The organism is Janthinobacterium foliorum (assembly GCF_978021625.1).
In genome coordinates this window covers 156,701-178,135 of record NZ_CDXDQE010000010.1, presented here as the reverse complement: position 1 = coordinate 178,135, position 21,435 = coordinate 156,701, and the positions used below count along the sequence as shown (strand labels likewise).

General features: G+C 49.9%; 26 protein-coding genes. 7 read left to right on the top strand and 19 right to left on the bottom strand.

What is annotated here, in order from left to right; translation table 11 throughout:
• Positions 1-20: 20 nt before the first annotated feature.
• From ACZ92H_RS20190 to ACZ92H_RS20160, 7 genes are all read right to left on the bottom strand, one after another.
• Entirely contained in the window at positions 21-743 is a 723-nt protein-coding gene (locus ACZ92H_RS20190; protein ID WP_465050783.1) for a hypothetical protein, read from the bottom strand.
• A 12-nt stretch (positions 744-755) separates the two neighbouring features.
• Positions 756-3,224: a VirB4 family type IV secretion/conjugal transfer ATPase gene (locus tag ACZ92H_RS20185; RefSeq protein WP_465050782.1), complete on the bottom strand. Its 2,469-nt coding sequence runs from the start codon at positions 3,222-3,224 to the stop codon at positions 756-758.
• Positions 3,225-3,226: 2 nt separating this feature from the next.
• The gene (locus tag ACZ92H_RS20180; RefSeq protein WP_465050781.1) at positions 3,227-3,535 is read right to left on the bottom strand and encodes a hypothetical protein; all 309 of its coding nucleotides are present in this window, start codon (positions 3,533-3,535) and stop codon (positions 3,227-3,229) included.
• Positions 3,536-3,552: 17 nt separating this feature from the next.
• On the bottom strand, positions 3,553-3,927 hold the full coding sequence (locus ACZ92H_RS20175) for a TrbC/VirB2 family protein (protein ID WP_465050780.1): 375 nt from the start codon (positions 3,925-3,927) through the stop codon (positions 3,553-3,555).
• Complete coding sequence (locus ACZ92H_RS20170; RefSeq protein ID WP_465050779.1) at positions 3,896-4,882, bottom strand: TadA family conjugal transfer-associated ATPase; 987 nt, start codon at positions 4,880-4,882, stop codon at positions 3,896-3,898. Before ACZ92H_RS20170 ends, ACZ92H_RS20175 begins: the two co-directional genes overlap by 32 nt.
• A 437-nt stretch (positions 4,883-5,319) precedes the next feature.
• A complete protein-coding gene (locus tag ACZ92H_RS20165; protein WP_465050778.1) occupies positions 5,320-6,210 on the bottom strand; it encodes a hypothetical protein in 891 nt (296 codons plus the stop codon).
• A gap of 315 nt (positions 6,211-6,525) precedes the next feature.
• On the bottom strand, positions 6,526-6,879 hold the full coding sequence (locus ACZ92H_RS20160; RefSeq protein ID WP_465050777.1) for a hypothetical protein: 354 nt from the start codon (positions 6,877-6,879) through the stop codon (positions 6,526-6,528).
• Between the two features lie 54 nt (positions 6,880-6,933).
• On the opposite strand from ACZ92H_RS20160, the gene ACZ92H_RS20155 reads away from it, so the two are divergent.
• Positions 6,934-7,092 carry a hypothetical protein gene (locus tag ACZ92H_RS20155; protein ID WP_465052368.1) on the top strand — a complete coding sequence of 53 codons (159 nt, stop codon included), beginning with the start codon at positions 6,934-6,936 and terminating at the stop codon, positions 7,090-7,092.
• Positions 7,085-7,282, top strand: a complete 198-nt coding sequence (locus tag ACZ92H_RS20150; RefSeq protein WP_465050775.1) for a hypothetical protein — start codon at positions 7,085-7,087, stop codon at positions 7,280-7,282. The genes ACZ92H_RS20155 and ACZ92H_RS20150 overlap by 8 nt, the downstream gene beginning before the upstream one ends.
• 500 nt (positions 7,283-7,782) lie before the next feature.
• Here ACZ92H_RS20150 and ACZ92H_RS20145 read toward each other — a convergent pair whose 3' ends face one another.
• The gene (locus ACZ92H_RS20145) at positions 7,783-8,319 is read right to left on the bottom strand and encodes a hypothetical protein (RefSeq protein WP_465052367.1); all 537 of its coding nucleotides are present in this window, start codon (positions 8,317-8,319) and stop codon (positions 7,783-7,785) included.
• 285 nt (positions 8,320-8,604) lie between these two features.
• Positions 8,605-8,730: a hypothetical protein gene (locus ACZ92H_RS20140; RefSeq protein ID WP_465050773.1), complete on the bottom strand. Its 126-nt coding sequence runs from the start codon at positions 8,728-8,730 to the stop codon at positions 8,605-8,607.
• A 1,314-nt stretch (positions 8,731-10,044) separates the two neighbouring features.
• On the opposite strand from ACZ92H_RS20140, the gene ACZ92H_RS20135 reads away from it, so the two are divergent.
• The gene (locus tag ACZ92H_RS20135; protein ID WP_465050772.1) at positions 10,045-10,659 is read left to right on the top strand and encodes a hypothetical protein; all 615 of its coding nucleotides are present in this window, start codon (positions 10,045-10,047) and stop codon (positions 10,657-10,659) included.
• A gap of 29 nt (positions 10,660-10,688) precedes the next feature.
• Positions 10,689-11,156 (top strand): hypothetical protein, encoded by a 468-nt coding sequence (locus ACZ92H_RS20130; RefSeq protein ID WP_465050771.1) that lies wholly within the window; start codon positions 10,689-10,691, stop codon positions 11,154-11,156.
• 28 nt (positions 11,157-11,184) lie between these two features.
• Here the strand turns inward: ACZ92H_RS20130 and ACZ92H_RS20125 are convergent, their stop codons facing one another.
• The 4 genes from ACZ92H_RS20125 to ACZ92H_RS20110 all read right to left on the bottom strand — a co-directional run bounded on the left by ACZ92H_RS20125 (position 11,185) and on the right by ACZ92H_RS20110 (position 15,559).
• Entirely contained in the window at positions 11,185-11,799 is a 615-nt protein-coding gene (locus ACZ92H_RS20125; protein WP_465050770.1) for an IncC plasmid conjugative DNA transfer DtrJ family protein, read from the bottom strand.
• Between the two features lie 5 nt (positions 11,800-11,804).
• On the bottom strand, positions 11,805-12,314 hold the full coding sequence (locus ACZ92H_RS20120) for a hypothetical protein (protein WP_465050769.1): 510 nt from the start codon (positions 12,312-12,314) through the stop codon (positions 11,805-11,807).
• A gap of 105 nt (positions 12,315-12,419) precedes the next feature.
• Positions 12,420-14,297: a conjugative transfer system coupling protein TraD gene (gene traD, locus ACZ92H_RS20115; protein WP_465050768.1), complete on the bottom strand. Its 1,878-nt coding sequence runs from the start codon at positions 14,295-14,297 to the stop codon at positions 12,420-12,422.
• A 32-nt stretch (positions 14,298-14,329) separates the two neighbouring features.
• Positions 14,330-15,559 (bottom strand): TraI domain-containing protein, encoded by a 1,230-nt coding sequence (locus ACZ92H_RS20110; protein WP_465050767.1) that lies wholly within the window; start codon positions 15,557-15,559, stop codon positions 14,330-14,332.
• Positions 15,560-16,161: 602 nt separating this feature from the next.
• Between ACZ92H_RS20110 and ACZ92H_RS20105 the strand changes: the two genes are divergently transcribed.
• Genes ACZ92H_RS20105 through ACZ92H_RS20095 form a run of 3 tightly spaced genes read left to right on the top strand, consistent with a single transcriptional unit; the run spans position 16,162 to position 18,116 of the window.
• Positions 16,162-17,178: a hypothetical protein gene (locus ACZ92H_RS20105; RefSeq protein ID WP_465050766.1), complete on the top strand. Its 1,017-nt coding sequence runs from the start codon at positions 16,162-16,164 to the stop codon at positions 17,176-17,178.
• Between the two features lie 8 nt (positions 17,179-17,186).
• Positions 17,187-17,540 carry a hypothetical protein gene (locus ACZ92H_RS20100; protein ID WP_465050765.1) on the top strand — a complete coding sequence of 118 codons (354 nt, stop codon included), beginning with the start codon at positions 17,187-17,189 and terminating at the stop codon, positions 17,538-17,540.
• Between the two features lie 9 nt (positions 17,541-17,549).
• Complete coding sequence (locus tag ACZ92H_RS20095; RefSeq protein WP_465050764.1) at positions 17,550-18,116, top strand: hypothetical protein; 567 nt, start codon at positions 17,550-17,552, stop codon at positions 18,114-18,116.
• A 90-nt stretch (positions 18,117-18,206) separates the two neighbouring features.
• Here the strand turns inward: ACZ92H_RS20095 and rdgC are convergent, their stop codons facing one another.
• The 6 genes from rdgC to ACZ92H_RS20065 all read right to left on the bottom strand — a co-directional run bounded on the left by rdgC (position 18,207) and on the right by ACZ92H_RS20065 (position 21,090).
• Positions 18,207-18,425 (bottom strand): recombination-associated protein RdgC, encoded by a 219-nt coding sequence (gene rdgC / locus ACZ92H_RS20090; protein WP_465050763.1) that lies wholly within the window; start codon positions 18,423-18,425, stop codon positions 18,207-18,209.
• A 398-nt stretch (positions 18,426-18,823) separates the two neighbouring features.
• Entirely contained in the window at positions 18,824-19,132 is a 309-nt protein-coding gene (locus ACZ92H_RS20085; protein ID WP_465050762.1) for a hypothetical protein, read from the bottom strand.
• Between the two features lie 50 nt (positions 19,133-19,182).
• On the bottom strand, positions 19,183-19,359 hold the full coding sequence (locus ACZ92H_RS20080; RefSeq protein ID WP_465050761.1) for a hypothetical protein: 177 nt from the start codon (positions 19,357-19,359) through the stop codon (positions 19,183-19,185).
• 12 nt (positions 19,360-19,371) lie between these two features.
• Positions 19,372-19,635, bottom strand: coding sequence for a hypothetical protein (locus tag ACZ92H_RS20075; protein WP_465050760.1), 264 nt, complete (start codon positions 19,633-19,635; stop codon positions 19,372-19,374).
• A gap of 124 nt (positions 19,636-19,759) precedes the next feature.
• Positions 19,760-20,068 carry a hypothetical protein gene (locus ACZ92H_RS20070; protein ID WP_465050759.1) on the bottom strand — a complete coding sequence of 103 codons (309 nt, stop codon included), beginning with the start codon at positions 20,066-20,068 and terminating at the stop codon, positions 19,760-19,762.
• 737 nt (positions 20,069-20,805) lie between these two features.
• On the bottom strand, positions 20,806-21,090 hold the full coding sequence (locus ACZ92H_RS20065) for a hypothetical protein (protein WP_465050758.1): 285 nt from the start codon (positions 21,088-21,090) through the stop codon (positions 20,806-20,808).
• Between the last annotated feature and the right edge of the window lie 345 nt (positions 21,091-21,435).

Here is a 21,435-nt window from a genome sequence, read left to right as displayed (position 1 = left end):
TGATTTAATGGTGATGGCAGTTAGTATTTCTTTGCTGCATCACGCAGACTCTGTTGATAGCTATTCATCTGCTTGTTTGCTTCCTCTTCTCTGGATGCGTCATCGGTTGCTTTGTCATTTTGTTTCATTTCATTAGTGCGATTTGTGGACGCGAGAATTGAGATGATTTGTTGGTTCTGACCGATCAGGACATCAATTGAGGCGCCAAGCGCCTGCATGGCTTCAGTTTGCCCTTGCACGCTTCCCAGCTTGCTCACGATAGCCTGACGCTGTTGCGCGGTCTGTTCCAGGGAAGCATTAATAGCGCGGTAGCGTTGAGCAGCCGTATCGCGTTGCTGTTTTTCCAGCTGACTACGAGAATTCAGGTAATCACTCCAAGACATTCCCGAAGCGCCATACTTGGCTGAAATCCGTTCGGTCAGGTCTGCCGATTGTTGAAAATCGTTTTCCAATCGGCTATCTACTGCCTTGAGCTGCTTGTAGAGGTTTAAGGCTTCTTTAACCTGGGCGATTCCTTCCAAATTCACAATCGACTTGACTGATTTGGCCATGTTGATGGCCGATTGCGTTTCTTGGATGAGTTGCTTCGCAGCGGTTATTTCTTGTTTGACTGCAGCAACTGCGCTTGTGTAATTCTGCACAAAATTAGTTGGATCGAAAACTGGAATTGACAGCGCTGGCACTCCGGTTATGCCGAGAGCCAGACAAAGTGCCAGTTGCTTCAAACTTTTCATTTTCATCATTTTCTCCATTTTTTACATTGACTGAACTTCGGTGAGGTAGGCTTTTTGCCAGCCGGCCTCGTTTGCAGCTTCGTGCTTGTCGAACACGTTAAGAACAGCCTTCTCCGATCGGAGATATGCCAGTGCAGCCGATGTAAATTCGGTGGTCATCACACGCGTATGGCCATCCTGCACAAGCAGGTAGTCGCGCTTGGGCTGCAACTGAGCGATCATGTTGATCTGATGGTCTTCGAATCCAAAATTGTCACGGTAGTGATTGCGATGCGATTCGATTTTTTTGTTGTGTAACAGTAAGAAACTGTAAATATTGTCGAGGATGGTCGCCGACATTTCGGCATTCGTGACCGATTCAGGCGACTGAATCGACATCCACAGAAATCCATTGCGCGATCGGATTGCCTTAAGCCATTCGGAAATCATGGGCGCAAAGCGCGAATCGTTCACAAGGAACGACGCTTCTTCGATGTAAATAAAGGTTGGTGTACCGTCGAGCTGGGTATAGATCTTGCGGAACACGAGGTCAATGAAAGCGCGCGCAATACGATCCACAGACAAGATCGATGACATTTCGATAGTCGTCCAATTTGAAAGAGAAAGGTCGTCTTCCTCGTTATCGAACATGCCAAATGGCCGGCCTTGGAGCCATTCGGCGAGCTGGGCTTCGAGACGTTTTGATACAAGCACTGCCAGCTTGCTCATACTTACGGGGCCATCGCCGCGGCAAAGGTTTTCAAGGGCGCCGTCGAGATTTTGACGATCTTCAGTGTCGGCTATAAAACCGCCTTCTTCAAATCGACGCAAAATGAATTCCCGAACCCAAGTGCGGCCGTCTTCTGTACCATCACGCATCATAGACAGCGGATTTAAGCGGGTATTCCGCTTTTTGAGATCGATATGCTTTCCACCATGCAATTTAGTTACCACTTCACAGCTTCGGTTGCGATCAAACACGATGGTACGCACGCCGGCACCATAGCGCTGGAATTGCGACAAGCAAAAGTTCACGAATGTAGACTTACCGTTACCTGTCGGTGCAATGATAAGCATGTGCCCCACTTGATCGACGTGTGAGGAAAAGTTGAAACGTCCTCCATATCGATTGCCGAACACGGCCAGCTGCGGTACTGGCTTGCGGAATACTTGCTTAGAGAAAAATGCATGCTCGCTTCGACCTTCGTCCATCGTATAGATTGGACACGCATCTGCCACATTCTCAACGGAAACAAGGTCATAACGTGACTGCGTCGCCCACTGTCCGGGTAAAAGTGCGGCGAATGCCGGCATGGCATTGATCCGCTCACGGTCGGCTGTGAAATGGTTATTTTCGAGGTTGGTTACCACGCGATCACAATTGCGTTTGAGTTCGCTTTTAGTTTCTCCGTAAACAAAAACGGACATTGCCATGTATGCGTAGGTAATTCCTTCGGCGCCGATTCGCTCCTGCGCTTCTTTACAGGCGTAAAGCATCGATTCCTTGCCTGGCTTGGCCTCTGGCTCACTTCCTCCCGCCTTGGCGAGGGCATGAGCGATGAGGCCATATTGCGTCAGGTGATAATATTCAATCGCTGGATTGATTGTATCGGAGCTCTCTCCAGCGTCGAGGAATCGGACGATCTGGCAGATTGTCATCTCCAGATCCATCGCTGCAAGTGTTTCGAAAAGCATGGGGGACGTTGAAGAAGGCCATCCCTTGATCCCAATTACGCCCATGAAGGTTGAGCGTTGACTTCCATCGAACTTAATCAAGTCCGGGCCGGCCGCTACGTAGTTGCGTGGAAGCCAGGAGTCGAGCAGTGCGTCTGCCGGTTTCCGCATTGACGTAGCGTTGCTTGCCCGGTTCAAAATCGCGCCCAGCGCTGACGTAAATGCGTTGCTTTCCAGTCGATTCAACCGGATTGGAACTGCGCTGCTGAATGCAGCGATGATGCGCTCAAATGAGATAATATTATCTCGAAGAGTGCCGACATCGCGCGCGAACGCTTTGCGCCCAGACAGTGATTCTTTCAGCGCTGACATCAATGCAGAGGATACGGCTACCCCCTTCTCTGTTTGGATACGTGCGACCCGGTCGAAGAACTTGTCACTGCCCGTACTGCCGCTATACAAGAGATAAAGAGTGTAACGGGTCGTGAAGTGATTGCCGCCCTTGAACCGTTCGGAATAGATGTCGTCCAGATCAGAGGCAGTCTGATTCTGGAAGCCGCCCTGCACATAGCCGTAGTCTCGACGCTTGTCGACGATCCACCAAGCGGTGACACGACTATCCAGACGGGAGAACACCTTCTGCATTTGTTCGGTATACGAATCGACTTGTTCTTCGAAAAGGTCATCTGGATCAACGCCACGGTATTCGAACGCAGCCAACAGTGAACCATCCTTATTCAAAATCAGGCCAGGCGTTATGTGGTTAAGCCACGGGCACAATGCCTGCAGCGGATGGACGTCAGCCTCGTCCTTTTCACGAAATCGTATTTTCAGCATAGTTACATTCGCAGACCGCGACCGACCTTGTGAGGTCGCTCATACGGTGCAGGCAGGGTTTCCCGAGAGTCAGGGTGGTAGCGCTTCGCCATGATCGCGTATTGCGTGTACATGGCGAAAATCAGCGGATCTTTTTTGAACGCCCATCTCAGTGCAGCATGGGCGGATGCAGAGAATGCGATGGGGATGGCTGCGTACCAGACGTTTACTTCTGATGCCAAAAGAAAAGCGACAAACGCGCCTGGCCCCCAGCAAAGCCCGAGGGCTTTGTTGGTAATGCCATTGTTCAGGCGTGGCGCCAAAAGCGCCATGTTGACAGCCGATACCCTCACAGAGCGCAGCCTGGAGGCGCGAGGCCAGATTTGGCGATGATCGTAGTGGCGCCGATAACGATGGCTGCAGCAATACCGACTTTGATAACCATATCGTGCAATTTCGCGACGCCAAAGATGTGCTCGATTGCCCACATCAGAAGCGCCACCAGGGCAGCGCCGCCAACGATGCTTTTGAAGTAGTCCGAAATAAAACAGAAGAAGTCTGTTGCGTTCGCGGCAAATGCTAATTGCGGCGACATCAACACTGCGCCTACAGCAGCTGCCTTGAACGCAGCCTTCGTCGTATGAGGCATATTTTGGTAAGCGTGCGACAATACAGCATGCTGCGCCCTCGTCTTAAGCCACATTTTCGAAATCATATTCTCCATCTTGCACTCCCTTTATTAAGCAAATTTGTTCGATACGTCGAACCACTTTAGTGACTGCCCCATCCGGGACATTGCGCCGCCCCGCAAACACAACTACATGCACGGACTTGGCTATGTATTTCCTAACCAGTTCCGGTGGCATCGTGGCGTTCGCGGGCAAGCTCATTTGGTAAAGCATTTCCAGTGCATCCAACGCCTGTTCAGCTGAGTCTGCGTGGATGGTTGATACAGAGCCCGGATGACCAGAATTGAATGCACGGATCAGGTCGTAAGTTTCATGTCCACGCGTTTCTCCAAGAATCAAGCGGTCAGGCCTGAGTCGCATAGCGAGCTGGACAAGGTCTCGCGCGTGGATATCGCTGGATGGATTCGACAGCAGGTTGATCACATTCGGGATCGCCAGCTGCATCTCGCGAGAATCCTCGATGGTGATGAGGCGTTCGTTCGGTGAAATATGGCTCAACAGCGCGTTGAGTAACGTTGTTTTCCCCGCCCCTGTGGCGCCGGCTACGATGCAGTTTTTCCGCTGCAGAATCACGAGATCAACTAACGTTTCTGCCTGCTCTTTGGTGAGTGCCCCCATTTCGATGAGACGTTCCAGCGTCGGGCGATCCCCTTTATCCTGGTGCTTACGCACAGTGAGGAACGATCCATCCGGACAAGTTGGCGCTTTGGCTCCGGCGATACGCATGTCTTCGATACTGGCGCCAACCAGTGCCGACTTTGTGCCGGCGAGTGCATCCTGGCCGACGTACTTCGCCACAGCAGTAAGTGCCATGTCAATCGACGTAGAAGTAAGCAGTTGGCCTTCGTAGGTAATAATTCCGTTTGCTTCAACGTACACGTGACCGCCAGGATTTATCATCAACTCCGTTACATCTTTCCGGTCCATATACTGCTTAACCGGGGAAAGTTGGGTTGCGAGTACTCGTTGGATTTCTTCAATTTTCAGCATCAGAATCTTCTATTTTCAGCATCATTAAATTGTCGTGTACACCTGAGTAGCTGCATTGCCAAAAGCACAGTGATAATTGAGGCTATTTGTTGCTGTATGGGAACTGGCGAAGGACACGACGTCCCGTCACGTACTTTCGCAAGTCCTTGAAAAAATGAAGGTAATTATTTCGAGCTGACGAAATAGAGGCCCCGAATCGGCCGACTCAGACAGCTGCTTCCGCTAGGAACATGCTCCGTTTCGTTTCATTTGAACCTGAGAGAAAAACAGCTCGCGAGCGCGTGTCATTGCACGAACCTCGCCCTAATTCAGTAGGGTCGCGGCTTTTCTTGCCAGCATCATTGTCATGCCAGATGCCGGCCACGCGATCGCGACATACGATCCCGGATGCAGCGCTACTTCGCGCTGCTGAGGATCAAATCCCAAAAGGATGTTTTTCACGCTGCCAGTGGCTCGATCGATGCAGTTCCGACGTTGTCCTGCCGTGGCGAAGTTGCTGGCTCGCCCTCCTTCGGCGCTACACGATTACGCATGCCACGCAGGGTGCGGTTGATGAACTGTGCCAAGCCGCGCATTTCCTTCTTAATGTTCAGTTCTTCCATTTCGATCGCGTCCATGTCAGCTTCATCGTTCCAGCAGAGCTGGTTCAGCGCAACGATAAATTCGTCTTGCTTACGGAAGACCGCGAGTACACGGTTAGCCAGGCGCGTACGCAGCTGCACTTCGTGATCGGCCGCAGGCCGCGTATATGTAGGCTTGAGCCAGTCTTCGCGCGACGCGTGGACTGCCAGCGATACGCGGATGCGCTGGAGCTCGCCGTCGATCCGTTTTTCCATGTTTTCGATGCTCTCGACAATGGACTCCATCAAGAGTGCCGCAGCCTTTTCGCCGACGAACATTACGCCGCTTTTGTTGATGACATGGATACCCATCTCGATAGTGGCGAAGTAGCGTTCGAAGGCCGAAGCAACTACGCGTTCGTTCAACCGCACGGTAGCGATGACCGACGCGACACCATCGTGACGGCGTGCCAGATTCTCAATCCCCTTATCGCGCTGTCGTTTTGCTTTGTTGCGCAGCATGTCGACATCGACGGCTGCAACTGCATCCAGCACCTGCTCATCTACAGAGTCTTGGGACGGAGCAGGACAGGAGTCGTCCAGTGCTTGTACCGCCATGTTTGCCGCCGCGTCGACTTCAGCAATAGCAATGCGCGCAGCGTCAGTAGTCAAATCATCTACAGCAGTGTCCATTGTTTCCTCATGGGTAAAAGTGTTCGGAAACAATATGCTGACCTGCGTTGCGTATGCGATGCCAATGAAAGCCATGCGATTTCTTGAAAGAATTAAGCCCAGCTCGTGGAGGCGTTATGGCGTAACAGTTGTAGAGCTTGATTACGTATTAATTTGAAGGACATTTTGGTATGTATCAGTTTCGGCTCGCTGCTACAGTCGCGCCACTGATATAGGAGGGGTCGTGAACATAAAGAGGTTTTTGCCACATGCGACAGGTGCAATAGCGATCATTGCACTCGTACTGTTAACAAATGAAAGCTACCGACATGTGCGCGTCCTTGTGGACGCCGTGAATCAGTCCAAGCGCGATTTGGCGCAACTCAAGCGCGACATGTACGTATTGCAGGTTCAGCTGGACTCGCAGCCGACATCATCGCTAGTGCCGCGGTCAGCCTCCTCCATATCTGCACCATTCCCGACTTCGCTCTCGGTGATGCCCTCGCCAATTGGGCAAGTACTTCCTCTTCCAGATACGCTTTCACATCCAGGTACGAAACAAGCATCCGGCGTCGAATCAAAAAGTCTCATGAGCGTAACCCTGATGAACGAACTGAAATCACAGTCACCTGCATCGGCATCGGCATCGGCATCGGCATCAGCATCAGCATCGACATCGACATCGACATCGACATCGACAAAAGTCAGTGCTGCGAAAACTCCTGATGGGCCGCGCCTTGAAGTCCAGTTGATCGGTGACGCCAAATGATTTTTCGGCGCCTGCGTAGCGCGCCGCGTAGCGTTATCGGCTTGCGTGTAGTGGCATTCATCCTTGGACTGACCTATTTATTGGTGGCTACGGACGTGGTTTCCATCATGGGTGCCGCAGTTGGCTCCATCAAGGAGATCAGTGCTGCCTTCCAGGAAGCGTTAGAAAACACCCCCGAATTGATATTGCAGGATAAAGACCATGACTAGCACCATTGGCATCAGCGTTGCAAAAGAACATTTATTAGATGCACAAGACAACCTGGCCGAAGCGATCAAGACAATCCGGCGAGTTGGCAAAAACTTTCCTGATCTTGAAAGTGAACTTTCGCAGGCAACTTCGCATCTGCATTTGGCCAAGGATTTGATGCAAGCTTCAGGTCGGCGCTTGCCTGAGTAGCAGTATGACACTTTTATGCCTGCTTGGCCGCCACGGTAGTGGCAAGTCCACCATTGGATCTAACCTAGTCGCCCATAATTTTCAACATACCAGCGTCGGAATGCTTCGCCGGTTGGCTCAATCCGCCCAATTTCCCTCGGATGTCCCTGCAGCGCTGATGATGGCAATGCGCAGGGAACGGGCCGGCAATCCCATGAGCATCTCCACTGCAAGGAAATTGATCGACTACGCAACTAAATCCCATCACGCAGTGCTTGACGGCTTCCCCTCAAGTATCGAGCACATTGAGCTGCTGCCCGTCGATGCGGTGATCTGTGTTGTCTGGACACCAATGCACCTTCGTCTACAACGCCTTGCATACCGTAACGAGACTACCAAGAGGTTATGGATCCCTGGCCTGCATTCAGAGCGCGAGGTTGTCCTACCTGCTTTGATTTATGTACTACGCCGCCGTAGGCGCTGCCTATTTATCGCAAACGACTCTACACGTGAACTGGCAGTCAGCTGCCTATTGGCGAAACTCGCCGGAAAGTAAGCTGCGCCATGGAGGCTCGATGCTCTAGGTGGTATAGAGCAAATGTGGGAGTTTTCTTGGCGCGTTTACTCAACGATGTAGAGTCCACCTCGCTCACTCGTGCTGCGAATGTGGTAAAGGGATTCACCTTTCCCCAGGATTCTCCGGTTCCCAGCAACTGTACCGCTTGCTCTGGGTTCTCCGACAACCGATGGCCTTGCACGTGGTAAATAGTGTCATCGCTGTACTGCAACCATTTGACGGTAAGTGCAAACAAGTTAGCGACGGCTTCAAGCACGGCGAATATAGGTTCGACGTTGTTGAGAAACCAGTCTTCCGCTTCTGCTGCACGATCGTCCTTAATTTCCTGGTCAACAGGGATGGACGAAGCTTGACTCCGTAGCGGTTCGCGCTGACGAGCGGGAGCAGCCTGGACGCCAAAATCCAGTACCGAACCAGCACCTCGGTCCGGTCCAGGCTCGCCATTCGGTATCCTGAAACGGATGAAGCAGGCCTTAGCCATCCACGTCACGGTGCCTCGGGATGCCCCCGGACCAGGTCCCTACAGTGATCACATAGCAAGTCCGGTGACAACACGCCACGGTTCCTGGACGACTGGACGATCCAATTTGCAGAGGGTTTGTTGTGTTTGCATGTGCATCACCACTCATTGGCGCAAGGCGGCACAAGCATGGAATTGCAATTAGGCTTGTCGCAGGGTGGTAAAAGGCGAAGGTAAAAAAACAAACGGCCCCTGAAAGGGGCCGTCTATACGCATCGAAACAGGGTCTCGATTCTTGTCAGTACATCAGCGTTTCACCGATGAAGAGGTAAAATCATTCTTGATGAATTTGTACAAAGCAACAATCGGCTCGAAGTACAACCGTGCATCCGCGATTGCAATTTTTTTAATGTGCTGTATGAGTGCGCTCATGTCATGCTCCTTAATGTCCTTTAGTCTTGCAGTAAATATACCTGCAGACGCTACAAAAATCAAACAACAGCAGAACTGTCTCAAGGCAGTACAACACGGTCATCGTGATGCCTTTAATCCCGTGAATAGACAGCCATTCATTGACCTTATAGATAATTACTGCTGGCAACATCACGGCCAAGAAACAGGCTAGCCCAACGATAAGGTGAGTAGCCAGTTCGAAGATGATGTAGTACCAAACTTCCTTTTTTTGCTTCATTCATCACACCTTTAAATATCCTTTCTCCAGTGAATTCCAGGATAGTGGTTGCAGAGCCCGAAGGCGTTCAAATCAATGCCGCAAAGCGACGATTAATTGTTTGAGCAGGGCTCATTGAAGGTGTGACAAGAATGAGCGGGAAGGTGGAGTGAGCGTGTCAGACAGCTCTTTAGTACCAATGCGCAGAGGTACAGCGACGCTGGCAGTAGGGCGAAATTGAGAAATTTGACTGGGCACTAAAATGCCGCGAGGCGACAAAATAATTGTATCTTGTAGGCTTGCATACCGAAAAAAACGTTAAACCCTCCTTGCCGGAGAAATTTACCGTCAGGGTCGGGCTATTTCCCTGCTTTGAAAGCGCCTTGAAGAAGTGCTCATTCCACTTCCCAAAAAACGACGGCCGCCTTCATCGTGCCGGCAGTTTCAAGATTGAATCCGTTCATTTCCAGCAGATCAAGAAAGAATCCCAAGACTTGCTTTGGTTATACTTCCTTGTAACGAGGGGAGACGATTGCTGGAAGAAAGTTAATTTTGCCACGGTAAAGCACATGATTGCGATTTTCGATATTTCACTAGCGGCATCGGAATCACCGACAGCAATACTTGGAAGGAACGTCTCGAGTATTCCGTGTCTGCCCCTCGGGCACTTAAGGAGAGCAGGAAGCAAGCCATTTTCTTGGCCGAATTCGGCGATGTGAAATGGAGGAAGTTTGGAAGCCATGCCAATAATTGAATACTGGGGAAGCTGCAATACGGAGAGATATTTCTTGCAGTGGAGGGGGTGGGCGAACAATGCCGCTTGGCGACCTCGCTACTTTAACGCATTTTTTTCCATACGCCAACTTTTTCTTTCTCAAGCAAGGCACCATCTCACGGTTGACTGCTGCCTGGTTTTTGTTGATAGTTGGCGCCGGTTCTATGCGCCGATAACGAGTACCGCCAGAATTGAACGCCATTACTGCAGAGTTATGAGGGTAATTCACTCATTACCAGTCGCTCAGATGGGCTAAAATCCGCTCATCTGGGCGATGCCTTAACTTATTCAAAAGACACCAATGAAGAAGTTGCGTGGTTTTAAAACGAGCGATTTGCAAGAAGTTGTGAATAGACTAAAAATTGAACTCAAGTTCATCATTACCAATGCAGAATTAAGGGATGCATTCACAGACGTGGTTGGTGAGCCGCCTACTGTAGAGATAGCACGTGAAGTACGCAAGATGCTTGCTGCTGAACGCACGGATGTCATGCAGTCGCTCTGTGATCAGATCGGAAACAAGTTCGACTACGCTCCTAAGCCAAGGGAGCTGAAAGTAATTCTCGAAGCGGCTGGGTACAACTACTCCCGTCCATTCCAAGAAGCTTTGTTGAAAATGATTCATACGCAAAATGCCAATCGGTGGGCAACGGCCGCTTCGACTAAAACAAGGTTAAAACTAACACTGCATGAAGGTGACAAGGCAATGTGGGACGCATTACAACGATCTTACGACATCAACCCGGCCGGATTGGCGTCTATGCTCTTGCGAGTATTTACCGTTGCAACGAATACCGGAAAACTCGATTTTCTGGAGGTGCCGTATCTAGCAGCTACGCTCACCGACAAAGAAATGAAAATGTACGCGGAATCTATCAATTTTACTGTGAAAAAACCTCGTAAACCTCGCACCTAAAAATTTAAAAAAGAACCAGGATATCTATCATGTATCAAAGTATTGCCAATTTTCTTACCAAAATGGACGAGAGCCAGTGGTTCAGGATGGTCGTGTGTTTCTTGCCGGGTCTCGTTTTTGTTAAACTGGCAGGCAATTCCACAGATGGCTCGCTACTCAGCTGGGTATCAACGGTATTGATGTTGACTGGTTTTTCGATCTATTTATCTTGGGGTAAAATTCGCAGCCTGATAAGGCCTGAGGTGGGTGATGAGAATGGATTGGAAGAACAGCAGGATATGGAATCGTCATCGTCGGCAGCGTACACTCATGCCGATGTTACTGGCAAAGAACAACTCGATATGATTGTTGCACTACAAATGCTATGTGGGGAAGAGATGCAAGAATCACTTCGTCTCATTTCTATCGAGATAGCGGTTAACCCACGGCTATCTTTCTCCGACGCCACGAGTAGCGCGCTGGAAAGGAGAAAGATTTCCGAAATAACCCACAAATAAGAAAAGGCGCCCTAGGCGCCTTCTCTTATTAAGCTCCGGTCTGGAAATTTGAGGTCGTTAACCATACTCCGCCAATGAGCAATATGACAATTGCCAGCAGGGCCGTCGCTGAAAGGCTAAATGGCGCCAGTGGAAGAAAAGCAAAAATTCCGAACATCAGCACCATTGTGTGCATTGATGAATAAAAGAAAACTGGATTGGAACTCTCGAATCGATATTTCTTAGTCGATCGCACCATAAATCCATCAATCGCAGCAGGAATCACCAATACTAGCAATGGCAGCAAGAAGATCGACTTGAGCGCATAAAATCTCCAAGTTGCTTTGTAAAGCATTAGCCAGACGCCATGGACCCAGTTACCAGCGAAATCGAGCGACCATCCCTTGTCACCGGTGAAAAAACCCTGCGTCTTTTCCATCAGTCCGGAGTCAATAAAAAATGCGGCGAAGTGATGATCAACCTTTTTCGTCATATCGGCGATGTCGACACCTAACGATGCTACCATTTCAACCTCAGACTGAGCCAAGGTTTGGTCCGGCAACACCAGCGGTACGAAGATTAACGCCATCAATGGCAAAAAGAATGACCAAAGAATGAAGTGACTACCAAATGTGTTTTGAACATTAACAGGATGAATAGCCATGAGATTTAAGTGAGTCCGTTCGGGTCACCGATAAGTTCAGCCAGTGATGCCTGGTCGAGTAATGCAGCCGGAATTATTTTGGTCATCAGAAAGGTGCTACTGATCTGTTCGGGAATCACGCATACCTGTCGCTCTACCTCTACATCAGCCCCCGGGTAGTGGCTGAGAAACTCGGAGACGCTCGAAACGAACGGCATCCATGCGATTGCGCCACGAGGTGTCTCCACGATAACCTGCTGTGCAAATAATTCCTGACTGTTTGCCAGAAGTGAACGCACGAAGGCAGCGCGGGCAGCTCGCGGCGAGTGCTCGTACGAATCGTATGCGTTAATCGCACGTTTGATCGCACCGACTAATAATGGTTTTCTCTCGTGATCGAGCGATACCATGCCGACGTAATCGGCGAAGGCCACTGCAATGTTCTCGATCATTGGATCGATTACCCATAATTGTTTTGCTTTTGACTGCTCGCCAGCGGCTTTTACAGCTTCAGTTAATAGTTGTTTTTTTTCCATCTGGCCCTCTGGGGTAAACCTTTACACTTTACCAATCATTACATTTTATTGCGTGATTGTCTGTATTGAATTACTCAGTGCAGTTATTTAAGTTATCAAATCGTCTTATTGAAGCAACGGCAACCTTCCTTTATACAACGTACTTCCAGCCAAGAACGCAAAATACTGCAAGCCTGGCAAGCGCGTCAGAAGGTCCGGGCTTACAAAGGGTATCTCCACTTCGCTCAATGCTCTTGCTGTTGATCCGCTGAATTCTGTAAACGACTTCGAGGAGCCCGAACCGGTCGTATGAGTAACGCGTACATCTCGCGCCGCAGTTTTTCCAAAGGATGTCGCGATCCAGTCTGCCATCGCTGGATCTTTGACCCTAAGGCAAATGACGTTGTTTAAGTTACCCAGAGCTTGGCCCGTTCTCGCGCTTGATCCAAATATGACGTCGAAGTCGGCAATGGTCTGTGTCGCGATAAACGCTTTGATGCCGGCTCCCCCACCCTTGTTTAAGATCTGAATTCCTTGCTCGTTCATGACTTCCGCAGCCTCATCAACGAACAGATAAATATCCTCTGGTTTCTCCTTGAAGTTGTAGATCGCTCCTGCAACGCTGGCAAAGTCTGCCAGCAGGATCGAGCCGATTGCACTGCCGATAATCTTATTCGATAGCGAATCCAACCCAACGTACAAGACAGCCTTCTCTTCGATAATTTTTTGCGTGTCGTAGATAGGGCGCGTGTCGTTTAGATCCAGAGCATCAGGTGAAAGCATGGCGCCCAGCTCGTCGGACCCAAGCATTTCAAGGATCGGCTCGAGAACCTGAATCATCTTGCTGTAGTGCTCCTTCGAGTGATTGACCATGGCGATCAATGATTCGATGGCTTCATCCTTGATTTTCAAGGAAAGGAATTTTCCGGTCAAGCCTTCTAGTCGCTCAGTCTTGAACGGGGAGGTCTTTCCGCGCGCTTGCTTCTCGACGAATGCGTCGAGATCACGGTCCCATGCGCCGCCTTGTCGTTCATAAAGAGTTTTTTTCAGGAGACTTTCCAACAGTGGTTCCACACCGTTCTGGATGTAGTCTTTCGCGGTTTTGATGTTTGGACGCATGCCGTCCGCAACTTGCGCACGCATTACTCGGAAAAGCGTTTTCCAAGCGAACGCGCCAAAAGTTCCTTCAGCATCAACAAGCTGGCCAATCCGTGTCGCAGCCTCTGCCACTGTATTCCAGTTTGCAAGAGGGTTCATGCGAATAGACTTAGAGGGGTGGGCTGGGTGAAAGTATAAAAACTTTCGACCGGCACGATTGCATTCTTGTCGAACTCGCCGCTCCAGATCTTTATCGCCCTTTGGATCAATGATAAACAGGATTTTTCCGGCATGAATGATCTGGCTTGCCAGCAACTCGTACAGGCGAGTTTTACCGGCTCGTGTCGTGCCTACGACAAGGGTATGCCCGGATAACGCTTCAATTGGGAGCGATAGCTCTTCTTCATCGGGACTTATGCCATGAATCCAAGACACGCCAACGCTGTCCTCCTTAAGAGGGACAAAGTTCTTGGGCTGGATCGCTTTGAGAATAGGTGCCGGAAGCCAGCTTGGGGGTCCCTGAATTTCACCGGGACTACGGTACATGATTTGGCGGGAAATTTCCGCATGCTGCTGTGTCCAGCGGAATCCACGTCCCAGCCAGAAGCCACCTTTACCGTCTGTTTCTTTTCGCTTGGCTCCGTCCATTTTCAAATGCCGACGGGATATCGTGAGAGCATCGTCAATAGTGATCGTTTCGACACGTAATGCCGAAAGCGACGCTCGGAATCGATATAAATCTATCGCCTGTTTCCCCCGGTAGGCTGACGCTATGGCTACGGCAAGGGAAGCCACTGGCCACATCGGTGGATTGAGTGCTACGAGTAAGGCTGACGATGCCGCCCAGGAAAGAAATGATGGCAGTTCGTACACGGGCCGAAACATGTCGTGATAGGTGCGTGACATTGAATGATGTGTTGGGTTAAAAGTTACTTTATTTATTGTGCGATGAAGCGATTGCGCAGGCCCGGATGAAGGATCACTCCCCTGGCGTTATCTGATCGCCTTAGGATTAGTCCTGCGTCATCCAACATTTTCCGGATCGTGGCTCCTGAGATTCCGAACATGCCCAACATCGAAACGGGTACCTCGATGCCCTCGGCCGTCATTACAAGCTGGTCTTTCAGAGCGGGAAATTGCGGATGTTGTTTTAGCGCGTCGAACCACTCTTGCAATACTTTATGACCACACGCAAGTTTTTCCTCGGCATCGTTCCTTCCTTCCTGTACTGGCGGCGAGATCCCAGCTGAAATCGTCACCGAGGGGAATGAAGCCATGGCTTGCTGCAGTTCCCCATGAGTCTGTTGTAGGCCCTCACTACGGTTCGGAGGGGTTTCCGGCGATGCACTGGCATATTGCTCGGCAGCAGGCACAGTCAAAGGGTTTGCACGTCTTGCAGGGTTCGCGGTATTGATCATCTTTTTTGCGACCATTTCCGCTTCGACTGTTGAAACAATTTGCTGGTTAGGTTCCGCTACAAAGGTCCCGGCCTGTTTCGTACGGTAATGGTCAAGAACCCCCTGCACTGCCTGTCGAACCACTTTTGCAAGGGTAGATTCAACACCGTTCAATGTCGTCTTGGGGTTGATTGCTTCGTACATCATCAGTACGACGCGCATGTCAAAGTTTGCCAGCAACCGCTTGGGTATAAATCCCGCCGCGATCGCAGCACCAGCCTGCGCGCACAACGGAGTGGCTGGTGCGCGCCATTTAAATTGAACATCTCGATGCTCAGATAACCAGGCATAAAGAGTACTGTCCACGTTAAGTGGATGGTACTCATCATCACCTGAAATCAAAATACTGGATTCTGCAACCGTAGTGACCGCGGTTGCCAAACTGGCCAAAAATGCCATATATCGGCACTGGGGCTCCAGCAGCCTTCTCTCTTCCGATCCCAGTGTCGGGAAGAATATTACTGTTCCTGCGTATCGATAGGCCACCATTGCAGCTGTCAGGCCAAACTCCCAGGCGCCGCGAGGCGAGCCAAATGCAGTTATGGTCAAGGGCAGGTTTTGCACATGATCGGCATACGCCCGAAGTATGGGCATGCATAGGGCGGCGAACTGTGCATCAGTCAGGCCTGCTGCGGTTTTGATTGCATCAATGGCTTCGCGCGACTTGGCGAAGAGGTCGGTGTGCAGAACGGGGAGCAACATAATATCCATGATGGAATTATCTTGGCCCGCCAAGACGAGTTACATACAAATATTCAAATATTATTTCAACCAGTCGTTTTGGATGTGCCTCACTCCCTGACCGAAAGGCTTTACGGAGGACGTTTTTCAGGTGCCATCGATGTGAGACATTCGGACACCGCGTCCATAGTAAATCATACCTAACTTGATGAAGTGAAAGGAAACACCATCAGGCATCCCGCATATTTTGGCCCACTTTTTCACCGGGCGCGCATAAGATTATTTTTATTGCACTGCCTCTTATACGAAAATTTATAAAATATTATCAGAAAGTATTATTTCGTCATGTTTACCGAAAAAACGACGCTAAATAGCAAGTAATTGCCCATGGGATACATTTTTTCGTTGACGGAAAGTAGGAAGAGTCCTACGCTTGCGGGTTGAGAAGAAACAATCATTTGTTGCTTTTTCCATACGGTCTTATTGGAACTCCCCAACGGGGAAACGATGTAACTGCGCTGCTCAGCGAGTCCTACAGAAAAGTCCAACCGTTTTATAAATGGTGCCGCTAAGAAAACGGGCATACTTTTTCACGTCACTCGAACTGTTATTTTGGGCTAGCAATGTTACACATGACTCCAGCTTTACTTGATACAAACGCACTATGCACAGACTCAACCTCGGTACTTGCAGATTTGTCTAGTGATAGCTTAATTCGCCTGCGTATGTCTGTGAGCGAATTTCGCTCCTCCGGCCGTCGACTGATCGGCGAACTTTACGTAATGACCCAGCAACTCTGCGTCATGCAAGAAATATTGGGTGCCGGTTTTCGCTCCTTTGTCCAAAGTGAGTTGGACCTCGGAAATCGCATGATTTCCCGGTACATGCACATCAATAAAGTACTCAAGGCCCATTTTTCCCATAACGGCCAAGTCGACCTTTCAGAGGCCAACGCATTTACCCAGAGGGCCCTTGCACTACTCTCCCCCACCACAGACTCCCACGTCGTAGATGAGTTGCGAGTAATTGCATCGCAGGGGAAGACTATTGACCACCATGTGGTGATGGAGGCAATGCATAAGGCCGAAGCCGATGCAGCAGCGCAACTAGCAAGTGCTCAGGCCGACTTATCCGCAAAGACACGCCAACTCGAGGATGAGCAGCGTCAACGGGAATTAGATAAGGCAAGGAACCAGCGCGAGCAGGAAAGCCAGGCAGAAATGATTCGCCGCGGAGAGCAGCGCCGGAGCGATCTGGAAGAACAAATCCAGAAGCTGAATTCCCAAGAAACTCAAGTACGTTTCGAGACCAGGGAAGTATTACCAGCGGGGTTTGTTAGTGTTGAAGAGGCGATCAACGAAAAAAAACGGGAACTGGCTTTACTGGCTACGCGACGCGATGAAGTATCGATTGAACTTCAAACCCTCGCTGATCAACAGCAAAAGTTACAAGAGGCGATCCAAGAGACCAGTGCGGGCACCTCCCAGTTCCTGGCAATGAAAGTAAAAGCCGACGCATTGATCGCCCAATTCCCGATCGCACTGCTTAAGTCACTGTCGGAAAAGGATAAAACTGTAAAGGCTGCGATCTCTTCCCTTGGTGAGACGTTCGTTCTTTTTGGTCAGCAGTTGGCCAAGGCCGGGGCATAGGAGGTATTGTGAGCGACAATAACATTCCAGTTGCAAAGGCAATCTTCGACACGCACAGCGTCGTGCGCAAAAAAATTGAAACGGCAAACTTTGCTGTGGTGGAAGCATTGGTAGCTATGGTCGAGTATCAGGACCCACTCGCGCCCGCGGTCTTCGGAGCTAATGCTGAAACCCTGGGAAAGCTGGCCGGCATGGATAAAGCGAAGCTGAACGCGCTTTTAATGACGGGCCTGCCCATCTTCTTGCTGCGAATTGCCAGTCCTGAATTTAAGTCAGCCCTTGAAGGTACGGGTAGCGAGGACGTACTACTTCGCGCCATGCTCGGGTCGTATTCAGAGCAGCTACCTATCACCTCACTTTAAGGATCGAGCATGCAGAACACGACAGGCAATTTGGATCACAAGGCCAGTGTTTCTTATGCCTCGAAAGTGGCAATTTCACAGGCCTTGGCCGGCATGGGTGCACGGGCAGTCACCCTTACTTCGGTTGCGCGGACAAAGCCGGCCGATTCCCGAGCAATTTACAAGACCGTCACAGGTACGCAATCACAATCCGGTCAAACGCCGACGAACCACGAATGGTTCCTGGGTAGCCGCACCTTGCGTTTACATTCAGCTTTGCTGTTGCTGATGTATGCGGCCTACCGTGAGAAACATGAGCCGCTCCCTGATGCTCACGGTATTGCCTTCACACTGAGCTACAACAATTACCTTGGATTGTGCATGGGTGCTGCATTGATCAGTCCTGAGCGGTTCGCGCTCTTGGCCGGCAATGGATATAGTATCGGCTGGCGCGAAATAGCTCGCGGCGGAGCATCAAAATTCCCGCGCGATAATGTGAAAGTCATGCGCTGCAGGAAGTGCCGCTTGCCACACCTGGTCGAAGCGCACTTTGTTCGGCACACTTGCACGGAATGCCTCGCAGAACCGAAGGCATAATCTGCTCCCCTTACCCAACTTAAAAGCCTCCTATATTCAGACATGGGGGCTTTTGGGGGACCTCGTTAGCGAATTCCGATCCGGTTGGCCTTACGCTAAGGTTGAGCTCTTGGCTTCATCACGCAGCACTTCAACCACATCGGCCACCAATTTGCTCAGTTCACCCGTGATCAACATCACGTCGCCGTCGAAACACTCTTCGTCGTTCTTCGTGCTCGATTCCATTTCCTTGATCACGTCCAGCGGCTTGACGCTCTTGATGGCCAAGGACTCCGTCAGCACGAACGAAATCCGGTCGTTCCACGGCATCGATCCGCATCCAGCCTTTGCTGCGGATACTGAAGGTGCATGCCAGCAGTCCGTCGGCGACGTCCTTTCAATTCCTTCGTGGCCTTCTTGCCAGGCGCAAAACCGTGCGCTTCCTCCACCTCGGTGTCGCATGCCCTGTTCCCCTGTTGATGACGGTGGCGGACAGTAATTTCTTTTCCGTAGCCGGCAAGATCCGCAGCGTGGTGCGATGTTTTACCGTCAGAAGATTTATCACAACTTGAAATGAGTCCGGGGTGATGAAATCAGCTACAAATATAGAAAAATTCTGGGAATGAACTTGGCCTGTCAAGCCGAGTATTGAGCGTAAACGTAAAATTCCCGACCGTCGCTTGCGGCACGATCGGGCAAATCACAAAGCGGTTTAATGCCAGAGATGCTTAATGCATGCTCAGGGTCATCTGAACCGACATTGCCTTTACAGCAACGCCCCGGCTGGGGTCGTAGAACTGAAAAGATTGAAACGTATCACGCTGAGAAACATAGGTGACGCTATAGCTGCCGATGTACTGTTCAGAACGTTGCACCCCACGGCATACTTGCTGAGGCTGCATATTCCGCTGTTGCTGCGCCATAAAGTCGCCGCTCACGGCTCCCGTAACTGCTCCGAGCGCTGTCATGGCTAAACGACCGTTACCGCCACCAAGCTGGCTACCGAGTAATGCAACCAGCAAGGCTGGCGATGGCACTACCTGGACTCACCGCAAAAACCTTCTGCGGTGAGTCCTCGTAGACCATTTCACTGCTGCACCCGGTCCGAATAGACTGGGGTCACATTGGCGAGGTTAGCCATCACATCTTTCGCGAAAACGCCAAACGAAGCTGCTGCAGCAACGGCAAAAATGACTACCTGCGAGAGAAATTCTTGCATGATATTTTCTGTTGCAGCGTTTTGACCTATCAATTGATAGGTCATTGCAAATTGATTTTATTTAGAAACGAACGACCGGGCGCGTGCCAGATTTGGAGCGTCCTTGAAGATGTCGGGCGTCGGCAACTGCGTCGTTGGTGTAGCGATTTTCTTCTTCACAGCACGTTTACGAATTTGTTTGAACGCAGCCTTTGCGGAAACGCACAACAATGGCCAGATAATTTTTTTCGAAGTCCAGATTGCAGCGCAGACAGGTAACGCTACGAGAAAGGAAACGATGTAAATGTACGGATTATCGATATTTTTAGATGGAATTTTCATGATGTTCCTGAGTACTGAATTGAGAGAATAGACGTGATGTTTTTAAGAATCGATTAATTACAAATTGAAATAAAATTTACCGAATTTAATACTGGCGAACATGGATGGCACACCAGAGATTTTTTTAATTAATTTTCACAAATTGATCGATGGATTCATTGAATTCAAAACGATCAAGAAAATAGCTGAAAATTGCTTGATACGTTTTTTCAGAATCATGGCGGCAGATGGCGAGAAAAGTATATACGCGACCGAGGCTTTCTGTTTTGAACTCCGAATGCGAAATGATTGCAGAGAACTCCTTGATATCACCAGCCTGCAATGCCACTTCCGCTGGTAACATCCCAAAACCATTTTTTGCATTAACATCGTTGCACGATGGATCCCAACCGGTGGTTTGGTCACGGAAAGCCATTTGATAATTGTTTTGCATGATGAAGCTCCTAATAAATCCCGCTAGGCGGTGAGAAAAAAGGAGTAAGCAAGCGCGGCTTGCCGATGTAGGTCGGTAAGCGGAAAGTTACCTTGATAGGCTGGGGAGGGGAAGTATTGCGTTGGATGCAGCCGATGCTGCATTTTTTGCGTTATGGAAAGCACGTTGATTTATACAAAAATGCCGATTGCCGACAACGATAATTTTACACTATTGAAAATATGAATAAGAGACAGATCCCCAAAAAAACCATCTGGTCATTACTACAACTGCTGGATCAATCCATGCGAGCGGGATTGCGACAGGACGACAGGAACATCATGCACTTCACTCGCTGCCATAATTTTTTCATCTATCAAATCCCATCGAGATTCTAAAAACGTTCTTCCCGATTAGGTTATATTATTTTTCATGGAAGATACCATGGGACAGGAAAAGTGCTTTACGCGGCGTCATAGTGCACCTCTAATCGGAGCATTACTACGTAATGAAATTTATGACATTAGTTATTAACTCTGTATTTGATGAAACTTATTAGCGCCAGTTGCTGGACGCGAGTAAGATGAGTGATGAGTGATTCAAACGTGACATTGGAATAGAAGCTGGCAAGCCTGCTCGGCGGAACGATATGCGAAATGCATCCTGCAGCAAAGGCATACGATCTTGTTGACGTTGCCAACATGGCACTCGCAATGGCCGACAAAACCCCGGGTTCCCGGAGTCCTGCCAGCAAATGTTTAGCGCTTGATCTTCGCTGATGAATTAAGTAAGGCGAGCTTTGCAGTTTTGCGAGCGTGCTGAACGTTGCGAAATACACGTTCATTTTCGATGCAAGGCTCGTTTTCGATATCGCCGATTTCAGCCAACACCTGCTTAGCAGTTGCCTGATTTTTGGCGAAGGCAAACAATTTACTCCAAAACTCCACCGCATGAACGGGGTATTGGGAATAGCGCTGCCCTTCTTGGGGTTGATCCAGTTTAGCCTGGTGAGCTGCGATTGCCGATTGTGTCAAAATTGTCATGGTGCACTACTCCTAATAGATTCCGCATTGCGGGTTAAAAAGGAGTTAGCGACTTACGTCACTTACCGATGAAGGCATAGGTAAGTGGCTGGGGAAAAACAATGCCGTGAACCGACATCGTTAATGTACAGCAACTTATTCAGCGTGTCTAGCGGCAGAATTCCGAAATTTTCCTTGCGGTGGGCAATACCTCGGCACAGCATTTGTCGCCAGAAAACTGATATTTCCGATTAATCTTGACCATATCGGTCCCTTCGTTATGTACTGCGCTCTTACCGCATCACTCAAGGTTATCCAACACGGCCGCGAGAACGTCTTGTCGCTTGGACGTCTCCAAGAACGACA